This window comes from Limnohabitans sp. 2KL-1, from assembly GCF_003063435.1.
Taxonomy (GTDB): domain Bacteria; phylum Pseudomonadota; class Gammaproteobacteria; order Burkholderiales; family Burkholderiaceae_C; genus Limnohabitans_A.
On the sequence record NZ_NESL01000002.1, the window covers coordinates 764828 to 781541 of the forward strand.

Below are 16714 nucleotides of genomic sequence, written 5' to 3' on the forward strand. Positions count from 1 at the left end.
TTCAAAATGACTCGCATTTGAAAAAACCCAAGGAGACACGCATGCATAAAACCAAATTCTTCTCACGCCGCGCCCTGAGCACCGCGCTGCTCGCCATCGTCACCGGCCCTGCCTTGTGCCTGAGCGCTGCCGCGCAAAGCTGGCCCACCAAGCCGGTCAAAATCGTGGTGAACTTTCCGCCGGGTGGTGCAGCCGACCAGATCGCCCGTGCCATCGGCGTGCCACTGGGCGAGGCGCTGGGCCAGCCTGTGGTGGTGGAAAACCGGGGCGGTGCCAACGGCAACCTGGGCGGCGAGATGGTCGCCAAATCACCGGCCGACGGCTACACCCTGCTCATGAGTTCGGGCGGCATGGTCTCGGTCAACCCGCACATTTACGCCCGCATGCCCTTTGACCCTGCCAAAGACCTGGTGCCCGTGGCATCGGCCGCGCGTGTGCTGGTGTTTCTGGTGGCCAAGCCCAACTTCCCGGCCAACAACATCCAGGAGTTTCTGGCCCATGTGAAGGCCAACCCCGGGCGTTTGTCTTACGGCTCCGCAGGCAACGGCAGCTCACCCCACCTGGCCGGTGAAATGATGAAAAGCCAGGCCGGTCTGTTTGCTGTGCATGTGCCCTACCGGGGTGCAGCGCCCGCGCTGCAAGACGTACTGGCCGGGCAGTTGGACTTTTACTTTGATCCGGGCATTGGCCTGGGCCAGGTGCGGGCGGGCAAGCTCAAGCTGCTGGCCGTGGGCAGCATGAAGCGCTCGCCCCTGTTCCCCAACGTGCCCACGCTGGATGAAGCTGGTTTGAAGGGCTTTGATGCCGATTCGGTGTTCGGCTTTTACGCGCCTGCGGGCACGCCAGGCGATGTGGTCAACCGCGTCAACCGCGAGATCAACCGCATTTTGGGCACGCAAGCGCTGAAAGACCGCATCCAGAATCTGGGCGGAGAGGCCCTGCCCTTGACGCCCGCCGAGTTCGGTGCCCGCGCAGCGGACGATTCCAAACGCTTTGGTGCCATCATCCGCGAACGCAAGATCAGCGGAGATTGAAGCGCATCACACCCCGGCCAACTCGCGCAAGGCTTGCGGGTTGGGCAGGCCCAGCACGCGACCGCCGCCACTGATGAGCTGGCGCTCGCGCAAATGGCGCAGGACACGGGAAAAGGTTTCGGGCGCGATGCCCAGTTGCGCAGCAATGGTGCGTTTGCGCTCGGTCAGCTTCACCGCCAGGCTGCCGGTCAGGTCGACCGGCTCGGCGTGGCGCAACAGCCATTCGGCACACCGTGCATCGGCGTCTTTGGCCAGGCGGCTCACAGCCAGCTCGGTTTGCTGGCGCTGCGATCGCGCCATGTCCATGAGCAAGTTGCGCGAAGCCGCGGGCAGCGCCTGCACTTCGGCCACAAAATCGGACACGCTCACCTGCTGCAAATGCACTTCGGTTTCAGCCACGGCGTCCACCGCATGGGTCAGACCCAAGAGGCCCGAAGCAGCTTCCAGCCAAACTGGACCTTCAACCACACCCAGTTGGTGGGCCATTTGGCCATCGAGCATCACCCCCAACACCACGCGCCCTTGCAGCACATGCGCAATGCGGTCAACCGCATCGCCACGGTGCAGCAGCACGGTGCCTGCCGCATGAATGGCCACGGGCTCGGACGATGGGGGCAGGGAGTTATCCAACATGATGGCCACGAATGTGCCAGAGCCAGGCACAAGGGGCTTTGACACAAATCAATAACACCCCAACAGCCGCGGTGGGCCAAGGCCTTGACCACACAAGCCTGCCCATGCCCGGCAGGCTCAGCGGGTCAGAGCACCAGCATCGCCCGAAAATCGTTCACGTTGGTGTGCGTGGGCCCGGTGATGACCAGATCACCCAGGGACGCAAAAAAACCATACGCATCGTTGCGCTGCAAATGCTCGTCCACCTTGTGGCCCAGCGCCATGGCACGGGCCAGCGTGTCTGGGCTCACCTGCGCACCCGCGTTGTCTTCGATACCGTCAATGCCGTCGGTGTCGGCCGCCAGCGCCCACACGCCGGGTTGGCCTTGCAGCGCTTGCGCCAGGCCCAGGCAGAACTCGCCGGCCCGGCCCCCGCGCCCTTTGGGCGTGCCTGCGGGCTGCGGCTTGATGGTCACAGTGGTCTCGCCACCACTCAGGATCACGCAAGGCTTGGTGAAAGGCCCCAGACCCTTGGCAGCAGCACGGGCCAAGGCCGCGTGCACCTTGCCCACCTCGCGCGATTCGCCCTCAATCTCGTCGCTCAGGATGTAGGCGTTCAGCCCCTGAGCCCTTGCAGCTTGAGCGGCCGCCTCCAGCGATTGCTGCGGCGTGGCAATCATGTTCACGCTGTGTCCATCGAACACGGACGAGCCGGGTTTGGGCGTTTCCCACACACCGCTGCGCAAGGCTTGTTCCACTTCGGGCGGCACGGCCATCGCGTAGCGCTTGAGAATGGCCAACGCATCGGCACAACTCGTGGCATCCGGCACGGTGGGGCCACTGGCGATGATCGAAGGGTCATCGCCCGGCACATCGCTGATGGTCAGCGTGACCACCCGCGCCGGGGCACAAGCCGCTGCCAGACGCCCGCCCTTGATGCGCGAGAGGTGCTTGCGCAGGCAATTCATCTCGGAAATATTGGCCCCGCTGGCCAACAGCTGGCGGTTGATGTCCTGCTTGAGCTGCAGGCTGATGCCGTCGGCAGGCAAGGTCAGCAGTGACGAGCCACCGCCCGAGATCAGGCACAGCACCAGGTCATCGGCCGTCAGGCCTTTTGTCAGTTCAAGCATGCGCTGTGCGGCTTGCAGCCCGGCAGCATCGGGCACCGGGTGCGAAGCCTCGACCACCTCGATGCGCGAGGGCAGGCCCTCTGGGCGTGGCGGCGTGTGGCCATAACGGGTGACCACCAGGCCCGACAGCGGGGCGTCCTGCGGCCAAAGCGCTTCAACCGCTTGCGCCATCGCGCCCCCCGCTTTGCCCGCGCCCAGCACCAGGGTGCGGCCCTTGGCAGGGTCTGGCGGCGGGGGCAAATGGGCAGCGGTGTTGTGCAGGGGCAAGGCGCGTTGCACAGCCACGTCGTAGAGGTGACGAAGCAGTTGGGAGGGATCGTTCATTTGCACAGTCAATGGGCCCGAAGAAAACTACAAATTCCAGTGTAGCCTGACAATCAAAAGCCCATCTGCACCCATCGGACACTGCAGACCATGCGCAGAAAGCGCCATCTGCGGCCTATTCAAGCCAGCCAGGCCTTGATGCGGCTGTTCATTTTTTCCGCCGAAATGCCGTAGCGGTCGTGCAGCGTGGGCAAAGCGCCCGCGTCCAGGAAGGCATCGGGCAACGCCATCATGCGGAACTTGGTGGGCATCACCCCTTCACGCATCAACAAGCTGGCCACGGCCTCGCCCAAGCCACCCACGATGGAATGGTTTTCGGCCACCACCACCATGCGGCCTGGCTTGCGCACTTCGGCCAGGATCGTCGCCTCGTCCAAAGGCTTGATGGTCGGGCAATGCAACACCGCCACGTTGACCTTGTCTGCTTCGAGCTGCTTGGCCACCTCCAACGTGCGCATGGTCATGAAGCCGCTGGAGATCACCAGCACATCCGCACCTTCGCGCAGCATCTTGGCCTTGCCCAGCTCAAATCTGTAGTTGTACTCGTCCAGCACCAGCGGCACATTGCCGCGCAAGAGGCGCATGTAAACCGGGCCTTGGTGCTCGGCAATTTGCGGCACCGCCTGCTCGATGTCCAGCGCATCGCAAGGGTCCACCACTGTGAGGCCAGGAATGGCGCGCATCATCGCCAAGTCTTCGGTGGCCTGGTGGCTGGGGCCATAACCGGTGGTCAAACCCGGCAAGGCGCAGCAGATTTTCACATTCAGGTTTTCTTCGGCAATGACCTGGTGGATGAAGTCATAGGCCCGGCGCGTGCCAAACACCGCATAGGTGGTGGCAAACGGAACCAAGCCTTCCTTGGCCATACCGCCAGCGGCGGCCATGAGCAACTGCTCGGCCATGCCCATCTGGAAAAAGCGCTCGGGGTAGGCCTGTGCAAACAGGTGCATGTCGGTGTACTTGCCTAGGTCGGCGGTCATGCCCACGATGTCGGGGCGGTTGGCGGCGTATTCGACCAGGGCCTTTCCAAACGGTGCGGCCTGCACACGCTGCCCGTCGGACGCGATCGAGGCGATCATGGCCGAGGTGGTCAGGCGGGGTTTCTTTTCGGTGACGGCGTTCATCTTGGGTGTCCTCAGTTGTGGGATGCGTCCAGCACTTGCAGGGCTTGTTGCCACTCGGGCGGATCGACGCGGATGAAGTGGTTCTTCTCGCGGGTTTCGAGGAAGGGCACGCCCTTGCCCATGAGCGTGTCGCACAGGATCACGCGGGGCTTGGCCTCGGTCAACTGGCGCGCCGTGTCAAAGGCGCGCAGCACAGCAGGCAAATGGTTGCCGTCCACTCGCTGCACATGCCAGCCAAACGATGCCCATTTGTCAGCAAGGGGTTCAAAGCCCAGCACTTTAGACGAAGGGCCATCGGCCTGCTGGTTGTTGATGTCCACGATGCAGATCAAATTGCCCAGTCCGTGGTGAGCTGCGGCCATGGCGCCCTCCCAGGTTGATCCCTCGTCCAGCTCGCCGTCCGACATGGAGTTGTAGACAAAGGCCGGGTTGTTCTTGTGGCGCAAGGCCAGCGCCATGCCCACGGCAATCGGCAGGCCCTGGCCGAGCGAGCCGCCCGACATTTCCATGCCCGGCGTGTAACTGGCCATGCCCGACATGGGCAGGCGGCTGTCGTCGCTGCCGTAGGTTTCGAGTTCTTCTTCGCTGATGATTTTGGCTTCGATCAGCGCGGCATAAAACGCGATGGCGTAGTGACCGTGCGACAACAAGAAGCGGTCGCGGCCGTCCCACTGGGGGTCTTCGGGGCGAAAGTTCAGCGCGTGGCCATAAGCCACGGCCAGCACATCGGCGTAGCCCAACGCCTGGCCAATGTAGCCCTGGCCTTGCACTTCGCCCATGCGCAGGGCAAAGCGGCGGATGCGGTAGGCGCATTGGGCAAGGGAGGACAGGGTGTCCTGAGCGGAATTCATGGCGTTTCTCCAAACAGCAAAGGAAAGTCAATCACTTGAAGATGGCAGCGGGCACATACGACACCAGCAACAGCACCCCAAAGGCGACGAAATAAAACGGGCCCAGTTCGCGCACCGTCTCACCCACCTTGACCTTGGCCAAAGAGCTGGTGATGAACAAGGTAGTGCCGACTGGCGGCGTGTACAAACCAATGGCCAGGTTCACGGTCATCATGATCCCCAGCTGCGTGAGGTCCATGCCAATCGAATTGGCCAAAGGCACAAACACCGGGGTCAGCAGCAGCACGGCAGCTGGCAGGTCGATGAACATGCCGCAGACCAGCATGAGCAGGTTCATCAGCAAGATCACGCTCCAGCCACTCGACAAATTCGCTTGTGCCCAAGCCACCACGCCATCGGGCATGCGGTCAAAGGTGAGCAACCAACCGATCGCTGCCGAAGCCATGATCACCAGCAAGACCACACCCGTGGACAAGCCCGCTTCCATCACGGCTTTGTGCAGACGCTTCCAGCCCAGGTCACGGTAAACCAGCACAGACACCAGACCGGCGTACAGCGTGGACAACACACTCACCTCGGTGGGCGTGGCAATGCCAAAGCGCAAGAACACAATGATCAGCACGGGCAAAACCAAGGCAGGCGTGGCGTACAGCAGTTGCGTGCCAAAGACACCCCAGTCCAGCTTGCGCATTTCACGCGGGAAGTTGCGCCTTTTGCCCACCCACCAGCAAGCAGCCATGAAGCCGCCGCACATGAGCAAGCCGGGCAAGATGCCCGCCACAAACAGCGCAGCCACCGAGGTGTTGCTGGACAGCGCAAACAAGATCATGGGAATCGACGGCGGGATCAAGATGTCGATGGTGGCAGCTGCGGCCAGCGTGGCCGCAGAAAACGCCGGTGGATAGCCCAGACGCTTTTGCCAGGGAATCAGCAAAGAGCCGATGGCCGAGGCATCGGCCACGGCCGAGCCCGACACCCCTCCAAAAATGGTGGACGATAAAACACCCACTTGGCCAGGGCCACCATGGAAGCGACCGATCAAGGTGGACAAAACGCCAATCAGCGCTTCCCCCAATTTGCCGCCCATCATGAGCGAGCCGGTCAGCATGAAAAACGGGATGGCAATCAGCGGGAAACTTTGCACCTGCGCCACCATTTGCTGCACCAGCAAATCCAGGGGCACGCGGTCAGAGGTGGCCGCAGCGGCCATGGCGGCCACCAGCAAGGCGTGCGCGATCGGGATGGCGATCACGGCTGCGCCCAGAAAAACAAGCAAGATCAATGCGGTCATGGTTCAGGTCTTTCTCACCAGTGCACCGGGGCGGGCTCTGTGGGGAGCGGGGTGTTGGGGTCGGCTTGCCAAACACGAACGGCGCTGACCAGTGCAAGCATGGCCAGCAACGCCATGCCGGTCATCACGCAGGCGTAGGTCACCGAGCCCGGGATTTGCAAGATGGGCGACTTCTCGTCGTGCACGATCTCCAGCATGCGCCAGGTGGCGACTGCCAGCGTGGCGTACAGCCCGCTCACGACAGACCAACCGAGCACGCCCCAGACGCGACGCGCAGCGGCAGACAACTTGTCCATCAAAAAGCTGGTGGTGATGTGCGCGCCATGCTGGGCCGCCAGCACCACGCCCGCCATGACCATCCAGGGAAACAGCAGCTCGGGCACCTCATTGGCCCACTGCAAACTGGCACCCGTGGCATAGCGCAAGATGGTGTTCGCCGCCAGGATGACAAAAATCACCACCGTGCTGATCCACAGCAACACCTGGCACAAGACCGAGACGGCCCGTTCAATTAAATTCATGTGTTTCTCCAGCCCGCACGCGTTGGCGTGCGGGCATCCATGCTGCAAGGCCCGTGGTTCAGCGCGCGGCTGCGATCACTTTTTTCAGGAACGGACCAATGGGCGAGGCCAGCCACTTGTCGTCCACATTGCTGGTGCCCTTGGCAAAAGCGGCTTTGTCCACCGCATTGATCTGAGCGCCCTTGGCCTTGAGTTCGGCGATCAGTTTGTCGTCGCTTTCCTTGGACAACTTGCGCTGCAGTTGCGTGGCCTCAGCAGCAGCTTCTTGCAACGCCTTTTTGTCGGCATCGCTCAAGCGGTCCCAGCTGCGCTTGCTCATCAGCAGGGGCGTCATTTCGTACTTGTGGCCGGTCAGAGAAATGAACTTGTTCACCTCGTACAACTTGCTGGCGTGGATGTTCATCAGCGGGTTTTCCTGACCATCCACCACGCCCTGCTGCAGGGCCACATACAACTCGGCAAACTTGATCTGCTGGGCTTCGGCACCCAGCGCTTGCATGATGTCCACGGTCACGGCGTCGGGTGGCGTGCGCATCTTCAAGCCCTTGAGGTCTTCGGGCTTGGCCAGGGCGCGCTTGCTGTTGCTCATGTGGCGGATACCGTTGTCCCAGTAGCCCAACACCACCATGCCTTTTTCAGCCGACTTGTCTGCCAGTTCCTTGCCCAATGGGCCGTCCAGCATCTTCCAGACTTGCTCCAGACTGCTGAACAGGAAAGGCATGCCGAACGCAGCGTACTCGGGCACGGCATTGGCCACAGCACCTTGCGAGTTGGCGCTGATGTCGAGCGCGCCGGTGCGCAGTGCGGTCACCATGGCGGCATCGTCGCCCAGCTGGGCCGAAGGGGCCACCTGAATTTCGATGCGGCCGCCGGATTTGGCCTTGGCCACTTCGGCCATCTTCACAGCGGCTTCATGGCGGGGGTTGCCCGGCGCAGCGCCATGGCCCAGCGTCAACTTGACGGCCTGGGCATGCGCCAAAGATGTGGCAGCCAGAACGGCGGTGGCCAGCAAGGTGCGGCGCAGTGTGTTGAATCGTGTCATGAATGTCTCCTAGGTTTTTAATGGTTTGGGCGCAAGCCCATGGGTTGCGAAAAAAATCAGTGGATCAGCATGCCGCCGTTCACGTCGAGCGTGACGCCAGTGCAGTACTTGGACAGGTCGCTGGCCAAAAACACCACACAACCGGCCACGTCGTTGGGCTCGCCAATGTGACCCAACGGGATGCCGTCCAAAATGGCTTGGCGTTTGTCGTCGGGGATCTTGCCCTTGTTGATGTCTGTGGCGATCAGGCCGGGCGTGACACAGTTGACGCGGATGTTGTTGCCGCCATATTCACGCGCCATGGCACGGGCCAGACCCAGCACACCCGCTTTGGCGGCCGAGTAGTGCGGACCACCCAGAATGCCGCCACCGCGCTGTGCCGACACCGAAGAAATACAAACAATCGAGCCGCTGTTTTGCGCAATCATCGTCGGCAAAACGGCTTGCGATGCGTACAACGTGCCGCGCAGGCTCACGTCCAAAATACGGTCGTAGTCGCTGCCAGTGATGTCCAGGAACTTCACAGGCTGGGTGATGCCCGCGTTGTTGACCAGAATGTCGATGCGGCCCATGGCCGCCTTGATCTGGGCGGCAGCGGCTTCGCAAGAAGCCTTGTCGGTCACATCGGCCACCAGGCCCAGGTGCTGCGCGCCCAGGCGAGCAGCGGCAGCTTGTGGGTCGGCCACGGCCAGATCGAGGATCACCACGCGGGCGCCTTGTTCGGCCATCATGCGGGCGGTGGCAAAGCCCAGGCCATTTTGGCCAGCGCCACCGGTGATCACGGCCACTTTGTCTTTGAGCAACATGCAGGTCTCCTTTTGTGTTTCTGCGTTGAGGTAAGTGGCGCGATTCTGGTCAAGGCTTGACGCGAAGACAAACGATATAAACTCAAGAGCGGTTTAATTTCATTCATGTTGCACCGCAACGATTCAATTTTCTTCACGCGCCATGATCCCTCCACTCAGTGCCCTGCAAGCCTTTGAAACCATTGCCCGCCGCAAGAGCTTTTCACTCGCGGCCGAAGAGTTGCACCTGACACCGTCAGCGGTCAGCCATCAAGTGGCCAAGCTGGAAAGCCTGCTCGGCGTGCGCCTGTTCGAACGCTCGGCCCGAGGTGTGGAGCTGACCCCGGCCGGACAGCAATACCTGCAGCGCGTGGCCAGCGCTTTGGGTGCCATCAACACCGCGACCGATGACCTGCGCCACGGCGTGCAAGACACGCTGTATGTGCACAGCAGCCCCAGCTTTGCCAGCCTGTGGCTGATGCCGCGCATTGCACGCTTTACCGAGCAGCACCCCAACATCTCGCTCATGTTGTCGGCCTCGCATGTGCATTCAGACTTTCAGCTGGGACAAATGGACATCGACATCCGGTACGGCATGCCCAATTGGCCCAACCTGGAAGTCGAGCCGGTTTTTACCGAACACATCCTGCCTTTGGCCAGCCCCGAATTCATCCGCACCCACGCGCTGCACGCGCCGCAAGACCTGCTTCGAGTGCCACTGATCCAGTCCAGCGTCAGCGTGGTGCAGTGGCCCGAATGGTTTGCCCGCTTTGGTGGCGATTTGCGCCCCGAGCGCATGGGCCTGCGCTTTGACCGCGCCATGATGAGCCTGGACGCCGCCGTGCAAAAACTCGGCGTGGCCTTGGAGAGCAGCAGCGTTGGTCAGTCCCTGATCGCCAGCGGCAAATTGCAACCGGTCTTTGCCGAAGACCTGTGCATGCAGGTGCGGGCGCACTTCATGGTGTATCCGGCGCGGCACGCCTCGCGGCCAGAGGTTAAAAGCTTTGTGGAATGGTTACGGGAAGAGGCAGGGCATTGAGCTGAAGGGCTTGAGGCTTCAGTGTGTTTTCGGTGGTTCAAGGCAGATGGGGCATGCCTCAAGTTGAACGTCATTCATGAAAGCCTGAATATTCTTCGCTTGTGTTCATGTATCAAGATCGCAAAAATCGCGGCCAACGCATTCCCAGCATTTACACAGGAGATAAGCGCAGGTTCCGGCTAGAGCCTGCGCTCACCCCATGACCGCTCACCCCCCACATCCGCAGCAAGCCCTGGCCCACGCCATCCGTTTTCTCTCGATTGACGCCATCGTCAAAGCCCAGGAGGGCCACCAAGGCGTGCCGCTGGGCATGGCCGAGATTGCCACCGCGCTGTACACCCGCCACCTCAAGTTCAACCCACAAGACGCGGGCTGGTTTGACCGCGACCGTGTGGTGCTGTCCAACGGACATGGCTCCATGCTCTTGTATTCGCTGCTGCATCTGACGGGCTACCCGGCGTTTCCGATTGAAGAAGTGCAGCGCTTTCGCGTGCTGGGCTCGGTGTGCGAAGGTCACCCTGAGCGTCCGCACGATGCGCCCAACGGCATTGAAGTGACCACCGGTCCGCTGGGCCAAGGCATTGCCAACGCCTTTGGCATGGCTGTGGCCGAGGCGTATCTGAACGCCCGCTTTGGCAAGGACTTGGTCAACCACTTCACTTATGCGTTTGTGGGCGATGGCTGCTTACAAGAAGGCGTGGGCCAGGAGATGATTTCACTGGCGGGCCACTTGCAGCTGGGCAAGCTGGTGCTGCTGTGGGACGACAACCAGATCACCGACGACGGCAGCACCGATTTGTCGATCAGCGAAAACGTGGCCGAGCGCTTTCGGGTGGCGGGATGGCATGTGGTAGAGCTGGACGGCCACGACATCGAAGCTGTGTCTGCCGCCCTGGATGCTGCGCGCCAAGACCCACGCCCGTCCATGCTGGCGTGCCGCACCGTGATTGCCAAAGGCATTGCCCGCCTGCAAGGCCAACGCGGTGGCCACAGCGGCCGTTTGTTTGAAAACGACGCCCAAGCCGCACGCGACATGCTGGGCTGGGCCCATGGCCCGTTTGAAGTACCCGCCGAGGTGCAGCAAGCCTGGCGTGCATCGGGCCAACGCAGCCAAAGTGACTACGCGGCCTGGCAAGCCCGCGTGGCCGCGCTGCCAGCGCCGGACCGCGCCGAGTTCGAGCGCGTGATGAAGGGTGAACTGCCCGCCAACTGGCAGCAGGTGTTGCGGGACTACAAGCAACAAGCGCTCCAAGCCCCACTAGCACCGAGCGGCATCTTCGTCTCCGCCGAAATCAATGACCTGCTGACCCCCCTGCTGCCAGAGCGCATGGTGGGCTGCGCCGATCTGGAAGCGCCCACCAGCCACAAGCGGGGCCTGACGGCTTTTACCGCAGACGACCGTGGTGGTTCTTATGTGCATTGCGGCGTGCGTGAGCATGTGATGGGGTCCATGGCCAACGGCATGGCCGCGCACGGCGGCGTCATGCCGTTGTCGGTCACCTACCTGGCGTTTGCCGATTACCAGCGCCCGGCCATGCGCATGGCGGCACTCATGGGTTTGCCTGTCAAATTCGTGTTCAGCCACGACTCGATCGGCATTGGCCGCAACGGCCCGACACACCAGCCGGTGGAAATTCTGGCCTCATTGCGCGCCATGCCCAACATGCTGGTCATGCGGCCTGCCGACGCAGTGGAAGCGGCCGAATGTTGGGAAGCCGCACTGGCCCACACCACCGGCCCGGTCAGCCTGGTTTTTGCACGCCAGTCACTGCCACTGGTGCGCCACATGCACACACCGGGCAACCTGGCCGGTCGTGGTGGCTATGTGTTGCACGAACCCGCCTACGGACCGCGCCAGGTCACGCTGCTGGCTACGGGCTCTGAAGTGGCGCTGGCCGTGGCTGCACGCGAACAACTCGAAGCGGCTGGCATTGCAACGGCGGTGGTGTCCCTGCCCTGCTGGGAACTCTTCAATGCACAAGATGCGGCCTACCGCCACAGCGTCCTGGGCAACGGTGTGCGGGTGGGCATCGAAGCCGCGGTACGCCAAGGCTGGGACGCTTATCTGGGCATGGATGGCGGCTTTATCGGTATGACCGGATTTGGTGCCAGTGGCCCAGCGGATGAACTGTACAAACTGTTCAACATCACCCCCGAAGCTGTCGTGGCCGAAGCCCGTCGCCTACTGGCCGCCTGAGGACACCGTCCATGAAAATCGTTTTCCTTGACCGCGACACCATCTCGCCTGACACCACACTGCGCACGCCAGCATTCGCACACGAATGGGTGCAATACACGCGCACTCGCGCCGACGAAGCAGCCGGACGCATTCGCGATGCCGATATCGTCATCGTCAACAAAGTCAAGCTGAGCGCCGAAACGCTGGCGCAAGCTCCCCGGCTCAAACTGATCGCCGTGGCTGCCACAGGCACCGACAACATTGACCTGACCGCCTGCCAACAGCACGGCATCGTGGTCAGCAATGTGCGCAACTACGCCACACACACCGTGCCCGAGCACACGTTCGCTTTGATCTTTGCCCTGCGCCGCAGCATCTGCGCTTACCGCGATGCGGTCAAAGCCGGGCGCTGGCAAGAAGCCGCGCAGTTCTGCTTTTTTGACCACCCGATCCGTGACCTCGCAGGCTCCACACTCGGCGTGATTGGCGACGGTGTGCTGGGTCAGGCAGTGGCCTCGATTGGGCGTGCGCTGGGCATGCGCGTGTTGTTCTCGGCGCACAAAGGCCGCACAGGGCAAGGGCGCTTGTACACACCGTTTGAAGACGTGCTGCGCCAGGCCGATGTGCTCACGCTGCATTGCCCACTCCATGCCAACACACGAAACATGATTGGCGCGGCCGAATTCGCACAAATGGCACGCAAGCCTTTGCTCATCAACACCGGGCGTGGTGGACTGGTGGACGAAGCGGCTGTGGGCCCCGCACTGCACGCGGGGCACATCTCGGGTGCGGCCTTTGACGTGACCAGCGTAGAGCCGCCCCCAGCCGACCATCCGTTCATGGCGCTGCTGGACCGACCCGACTTCATCCTCACGCCGCATGTGGCCTGGGCCAGCGCCGAAGCCATTCAGGCCCTGGCCGACCAACTCATGGACAACGTGCAAGCGTTTGTGCGCGGCTCACCGGTCAATCAGGTCCTGCCCAAAGTCTGATCCTGGCGGCGCGAACTGCCGCCTCGGCTTACGTAAAATCACGCCACTGCACAGCCCGGGACGCGCGGCAACGTGGTGCTCGCCCTCCCCTGTGTGCACGGGGGCCAGGGGATTCGGCCGCGACTTGTTTCACACCTTGCCAAGGACAAGTCCATGACCACCCTGCTCATTCACCGCGCCCGCTGCATTGCCACGATGGACGATGCCAATACAGAACTCAACGACGCTTCGCTGCTGATCCGCGATGGCCGCATCGAACGCCTCATCCCCGACAGTGAAAACACCGACGAACTGCTTATACAGGTCGACGAGGTGATCGACGCGCGCCGCCATGTGGTGGTGCCGGGGCTGATCAACACGCACCACCACATGTACCAGTCGCTCACGCGGGCGATTCCGTCGGTGCAAAACGCCGAGCTGTTTTCATGGCTCAAAGGGCTGTACCCGATCTGGGTCGGCCTCACGCCCGAGATGGTGCGTGTGTCGGGCCAGGTGGCCATGGCCGAGTTGCTGCTGAGCGGCTGCACCTCCAGCAGTGACCACCTCTACATCTATCCCAACGGCGTGCGGCTGGACGACAGCATCGAAGCGGCGCACACCATAGGTATGCGTTTCACCGCCACACGCGGCAGCATGAGCGTGGGCGAGTCGCAAGGCGGCCTGCCACCGGACCGCGTGGTCGAGCAAGAACCCGCCATCCTCAAAGAAACCCAGCGCCTGATTGAACGGTGGCACGACGCCAGCTTTGGGTCGATGACGCATGTGGCTGTGGCACCGTGCTCGCCCTTCAGCGTCAGCCAGGACCTGATGCGCGAAGCCGCCAAACTGGCCCGCGCCCACGGCGTTCGCCTGCACACCCACCTGGCCGAAAACGACCACGACATTGCGTACACGAAAGAAAGATTCAACTGCACACCCGCGCAATACGCCGAGGATTTGGGCTGGGTGGGCCACGATGTCTGGCACGCCCACGGCGTGAAGCTGGACGAAGAAGGCACGTACCTGTTCGCCAAAACGCGCACAGGCATCGCCCACTGCCCCTGCAGCAACATGCGCTTGGCCAGCGGCATCTTGCCGCTGCGCAAAATGCTAGACGCAGGCGTACCCATTGGCCTGGGCGTGGACGGTAGCGCCAGCAACGATGCGGCGCACCTGCTCAACGAAGCCCGTCAGGCCATGCTGCTGGCGCGTGTGAGGCGGGCGATGGAACCACCGCACGTCGAAGACGGGCGCACTGTGTTTGGCTGTGACTTGGGTCCGTCAGACATGACACCCCGCAACGCCCTGCGCCTGGCCACACGCGGCGGGGCTGAAGTGCTGGGCCGCGCCCACGAGCTGGGGCAAATCAAGGAAGGCTATTGCGCCGACATCGCCATGTTCCGCACCAATACCCTGAGCATGGCCGGTGGCGCGGTGCACGACCCGGTGGGGGCGCTCTTGCTGTGCGCCAGCGACAACGCCGACTACACGATCGTGAATGGCCGTGTGGTGGTGCGCGAAGGTGAGATCACCACCGTGGACATGGGGCCGCTGATTGAGCGGCACAACCAACTGGCTTTGCAGCTGGCGCTAGGGGCGAACTGAGTTATTGCTTCGGCACACCGGAGTCGTATCGGCCGTAGGTCGGTAGCTTTAGCCCCGACATTGCAGGCTTCGGCACAGGCTGCGTGTCGGGGCTAAAGCCGCCGACCTACAAGAATTTTTGCCTCTTGAAGACTTCGCAGGGCCGGATCAATAGATGGCGATGCCCGCACGCTGCTGCCGATAAGCCGCAGGCGTCGTGCCGGTCCAGCTTCTGAAGGCCCGGATGAAGGAGTTGCTTTCCTGAAAGCCCAGCAGCCACGAAATCTCTCCGGCTGAAATATCGGTGCGGCTCAGGTAATGCCGCGCCAGCTCTTGCCGCACACCGCTGAGCACATCCTGAAACCCCACCGACTCATCGGCCAAGTGCCGCTGCAAGGAGCGTTTGCTCAAAGCCAGGCGCTGGGCCACGGCATCAATGGTGCTGCTGCCTGCAGGCAGCATCTCCAGCAGCACCGACCTGACCCGCTCGCGCATGCACGCTTGCGCGTCCAGCTCGGAGAGTCGGATTTTCAGGCCCGGCTCAAATGCCGCCCACATGGCCATGTTCTCGGTCAAAAAAGGCCGCTGTGCGTCGTGTGCCGAAAAGGCGATCTGAATCTGTTCAGAGGTGCCCAATGCACAACCCAAGTAGGCCTTGTGCGCGGCCAGGTTCACCGGTAAATCCGGAACCGATGCCGTCAGCGGTTCGATGCGCTCACGCGTGGCCAGCCGGGCCAGTTGCGTGAAAAACACCAGCTCCGACACGCCCAGGCTGCGGGGAATCGGCTCGGCGCTCCCGTAGCAGCTGAGCGTGACCTGCGTGCGGTCTGAACGGATGTCCACCGCCATGTTCAAGGGGCCCATCAACCGCTTGTATTGCGCCAACCGCTGCAACGCGGTGTTCAGGTCGGGGCTGCACAAACAAGCAAACAAGGCCGGGTCAAACGCCTCCACCGACATGACCTGTGCCAGCTTGAGGGCCAGCTCCTCACCACCAGCAGCCTGCTCCAGTCCACGCCACAGGTCAAAGTACTGCGCAGGCGACAAGCTCGCACCCGGTCGCGCAAACAGGTCGCCTGGCAGTCGCGCCAGGTTCAGCACATCGGCGGGGGCGTAACCCATGTCGAGGATGAGCAGTTTCCAGCTCATCTGCACAGCAAAACGTGTGGCCTGTTTCACAGCGAGGTTCTTTCTGGCATGGTGGGTGGGTTTCGTGGATTGGGACGACTTGACCTGGTTATTTGGCCTGGCTCATGATGGCCATGTCAAAGAGACGGTCCCCCAAATACTTGCGGACGAACATCAATGGCTTGGCCATTTTGCCCACCACGTAGCGGGTTTTCGGGCGGCGCGAACGCACAGCCTGCAGTATGGCATCGGCCACGACCGAGGGCGGCGATGCGGCATCCTTTTTGGCATAGGTGCTGCGCATCGCGTTGGCCATGGCCTGCGCCATCGCCTGGTAGGGGCCTTGGCCCGAACGCGCCAGCATGGGCTCAAGCATCACACCGCCCCATTCGGTGGCAATCACACCGGGCTCGATGATGACCACCTGGATGCCGAAGGGTGCCAGCTCGATGCGCAAGCAATCGCTCCAGCCTTCCACCGCGTGCTTGGTGGCGTGGTACCACGATCCCAGGGGCGTGTAGATCTTGCCGCCCATGGACGAGATGTTGATGACCTTGCCCGCCCCTTGGCGGCGCATGTGCGGCAGCACCAACTGCGTGAGCCGCGCCATGCCGAACAGGTTGACTTCAAACTGGTAACGGGCATCGGCCAGGGTCGAATCTTCCATCGCGCCGTACATGCCGAAGCCCGCGTTGTTGACCAGCACGTCGATGCCGCCATGGCTGGACGCGATGGTCTTCACAACCGCGAGGATGTCAGCATCCACCGAAATGTCCATCTGCAGCGGTATCGCACCCAGGGCCCGCAGGTCTTCCATCTGCGCCACGCGACGGGCCGCGACGTAGACCACCAGGCCCTCTTGCAACAGCCGCTTGGCCGTTTCTTTGCCCATGCCGGACGATGCGCCGGTGACGAGCGCCACCTGGGGTTTGAGGGGGGAAATGGGGGATGAGGATGCCATGAAAAACTCCGTTCGTGAATGTGTTGCGAATGGAGAGATGGTCGCTGCTGAGACGCTTTTCGTCGCCATCGGATCACGCCAATGCACATGCAGAAAGTGCCAAAAAACGACCAAGGGCATTCAATGCACGAAAGCGCC

At 62.3% G+C, this 16714-nt stretch carries 15 protein-coding genes; 5 read left to right on the forward strand and 10 right to left on the reverse strand.

What is annotated here, in order from left to right:
* The first annotated feature begins 41 nt into the window (after positions 1–41).
* The gene (locus B9Z47_RS08035; RefSeq protein WP_108330679.1) at positions 42–1034 is read left to right on the forward strand and encodes a tripartite tricarboxylate transporter substrate binding protein; all 993 of its coding nucleotides are present in this window, start codon (positions 42–44) and stop codon (positions 1032–1034) included.
* A 6-nt stretch (positions 1035–1040) separates the two neighbouring features.
* On the opposite strand, the gene B9Z47_RS08040 is transcribed toward B9Z47_RS08035, so the two are convergent.
* From B9Z47_RS08040 to B9Z47_RS08075, 8 genes are all read right to left on the reverse strand, one after another.
* Positions 1041–1667: a Crp/Fnr family transcriptional regulator gene (locus tag B9Z47_RS08040; protein WP_108330784.1), complete on the reverse strand. Its 627-nt coding sequence runs from the start codon at positions 1665–1667 to the stop codon at positions 1041–1043.
* 125 nt (positions 1668–1792) lie between these two features.
* Positions 1793–3100: a glycerate kinase gene (locus B9Z47_RS08045; RefSeq protein ID WP_108330680.1), complete on the reverse strand. Its 1308-nt coding sequence runs from the start codon at positions 3098–3100 to the stop codon at positions 1793–1795.
* A 119-nt stretch (positions 3101–3219) separates the two neighbouring features.
* Positions 3220–4224 carry a transketolase family protein gene (locus B9Z47_RS08050; protein WP_108330681.1) on the reverse strand — a complete coding sequence of 335 codons (1005 nt, stop codon included), beginning with the start codon at positions 4222–4224 and terminating at the stop codon, positions 3220–3222.
* 11 nt (positions 4225–4235) lie between these two features.
* On the reverse strand, positions 4236–5075 hold the full coding sequence (locus B9Z47_RS08055; protein WP_108330682.1) for a transketolase: 840 nt from the start codon (positions 5073–5075) through the stop codon (positions 4236–4238).
* Between the two features lie 31 nt (positions 5076–5106).
* Positions 5107–6366 (reverse strand): TRAP transporter large permease, encoded by a 1260-nt coding sequence (locus B9Z47_RS08060; RefSeq protein ID WP_108330683.1) that lies wholly within the window; start codon positions 6364–6366, stop codon positions 5107–5109.
* A 14-nt stretch (positions 6367–6380) separates the two neighbouring features.
* On the reverse strand, positions 6381–6887 hold the full coding sequence (locus B9Z47_RS08065) for a TRAP transporter small permease (RefSeq protein ID WP_108330684.1): 507 nt from the start codon (positions 6885–6887) through the stop codon (positions 6381–6383).
* A gap of 58 nt (positions 6888–6945) precedes the next feature.
* Complete coding sequence (locus tag B9Z47_RS08070) at positions 6946–7929, reverse strand: TRAP transporter substrate-binding protein (RefSeq protein WP_108330685.1); 984 nt, start codon at positions 7927–7929, stop codon at positions 6946–6948.
* 56 nt (positions 7930–7985) lie between these two features.
* Positions 7986–8735, reverse strand: a complete 750-nt coding sequence (locus B9Z47_RS08075) for an SDR family NAD(P)-dependent oxidoreductase (RefSeq protein WP_108330686.1) — start codon at positions 8733–8735, stop codon at positions 7986–7988.
* Between the two features lie 142 nt (positions 8736–8877).
* On the opposite strand from B9Z47_RS08075, the gene B9Z47_RS08080 reads away from it, so the two are divergent.
* The 4 genes from B9Z47_RS08080 (at position 8878) to B9Z47_RS08095 (ending at position 14508) form a co-directional block, all read left to right on the forward strand.
* Positions 8878–9753 carry a LysR substrate-binding domain-containing protein gene (locus B9Z47_RS08080; protein ID WP_108330687.1) on the forward strand — a complete coding sequence of 292 codons (876 nt, stop codon included), beginning with the start codon at positions 8878–8880 and terminating at the stop codon, positions 9751–9753.
* 199 nt (positions 9754–9952) lie between these two features.
* Entirely contained in the window at positions 9953–11950 is a 1998-nt protein-coding gene (tkt, locus tag B9Z47_RS08085; protein WP_108330688.1) for a transketolase, read from the forward strand.
* 11 nt (positions 11951–11961) lie between these two features.
* A complete protein-coding gene (locus B9Z47_RS08090; protein ID WP_108330689.1) occupies positions 11962–12924 on the forward strand; it encodes a D-2-hydroxyacid dehydrogenase in 963 nt (320 codons plus the stop codon).
* 153 nt (positions 12925–13077) lie between these two features.
* Positions 13078–14508 (forward strand): 8-oxoguanine deaminase, encoded by a 1431-nt coding sequence (locus B9Z47_RS08095; RefSeq protein ID WP_108330690.1) that lies wholly within the window; start codon positions 13078–13080, stop codon positions 14506–14508.
* Between the two features lie 147 nt (positions 14509–14655).
* On the opposite strand, the gene B9Z47_RS08100 is transcribed toward B9Z47_RS08095, so the two are convergent.
* Positions 14656–15636, reverse strand: a complete 981-nt coding sequence (locus tag B9Z47_RS08100; protein ID WP_233253710.1) for an AraC family transcriptional regulator — start codon at positions 15634–15636, stop codon at positions 14656–14658.
* Positions 15637–15724: 88 nt separating this feature from the next.
* Complete coding sequence (locus B9Z47_RS08105) at positions 15725–16576, reverse strand: oxidoreductase (protein ID WP_199226297.1); 852 nt, start codon at positions 16574–16576, stop codon at positions 15725–15727.
* Positions 16577–16714 lie beyond the last annotated feature (138 nt).

Coding starts and splice junctions, on each gene's coding strand:
- B9Z47_RS08035 (WP_108330679.1), top strand. CDS start 42: ATGCATAAAACCAAATTCTTCTCACGCCGCGCCCTGAGCACCGCGCTG.
- B9Z47_RS08040 (WP_108330784.1), bottom strand. CDS start 1,667: ATGTTGGATAACTCCCTGCCCCCATCGTCCGAGCCCGTGGCCATTCAT.
- B9Z47_RS08045 (WP_108330680.1), bottom strand. CDS start 3,100: ATGAACGATCCCTCCCAACTGCTTCGTCACCTCTACGACGTGGCTGTG.
- B9Z47_RS08050 (WP_108330681.1), bottom strand. CDS start 4,224: ATGAACGCCGTCACCGAAAAGAAACCCCGCCTGACCACCTCGGCCATG.
- B9Z47_RS08055 (WP_108330682.1), bottom strand. CDS start 5,075: ATGAATTCCGCTCAGGACACCCTGTCCTCCCTTGCCCAATGCGCCTAC.
- B9Z47_RS08060 (WP_108330683.1), bottom strand. CDS start 6,366: ATGACCGCATTGATCTTGCTTGTTTTTCTGGGCGCAGCCGTGATCGCC.
- B9Z47_RS08065 (WP_108330684.1), bottom strand. CDS start 6,887: ATGAATTTAATTGAACGGGCCGTCTCGGTCTTGTGCCAGGTGTTGCTG.
- B9Z47_RS08070 (WP_108330685.1), bottom strand. CDS start 7,929: ATGACACGATTCAACACACTGCGCCGCACCTTGCTGGCCACCGCCGTT.
- B9Z47_RS08075 (WP_108330686.1), bottom strand. CDS start 8,735: ATGTTGCTCAAAGACAAAGTGGCCGTGATCACCGGTGGCGCTGGCCAA.
- B9Z47_RS08080 (WP_108330687.1), top strand. CDS start 8,878: ATGATCCCTCCACTCAGTGCCCTGCAAGCCTTTGAAACCATTGCCCGC.
- tkt (WP_108330688.1), top strand. CDS start 9,953: ATGACCGCTCACCCCCCACATCCGCAGCAAGCCCTGGCCCACGCCATC.
- B9Z47_RS08090 (WP_108330689.1), top strand. CDS start 11,962: ATGAAAATCGTTTTCCTTGACCGCGACACCATCTCGCCTGACACCACA.
- B9Z47_RS08095 (WP_108330690.1), top strand. CDS start 13,078: ATGACCACCCTGCTCATTCACCGCGCCCGCTGCATTGCCACGATGGAC.
- B9Z47_RS08100 (WP_233253710.1), bottom strand. CDS start 15,636: ATGAGCTGGAAACTGCTCATCCTCGACATGGGTTACGCCCCCGCCGAT.
- B9Z47_RS08105 (WP_199226297.1), bottom strand. CDS start 16,576: ATGGCATCCTCATCCCCCATTTCCCCCCTCAAACCCCAGGTGGCGCTC.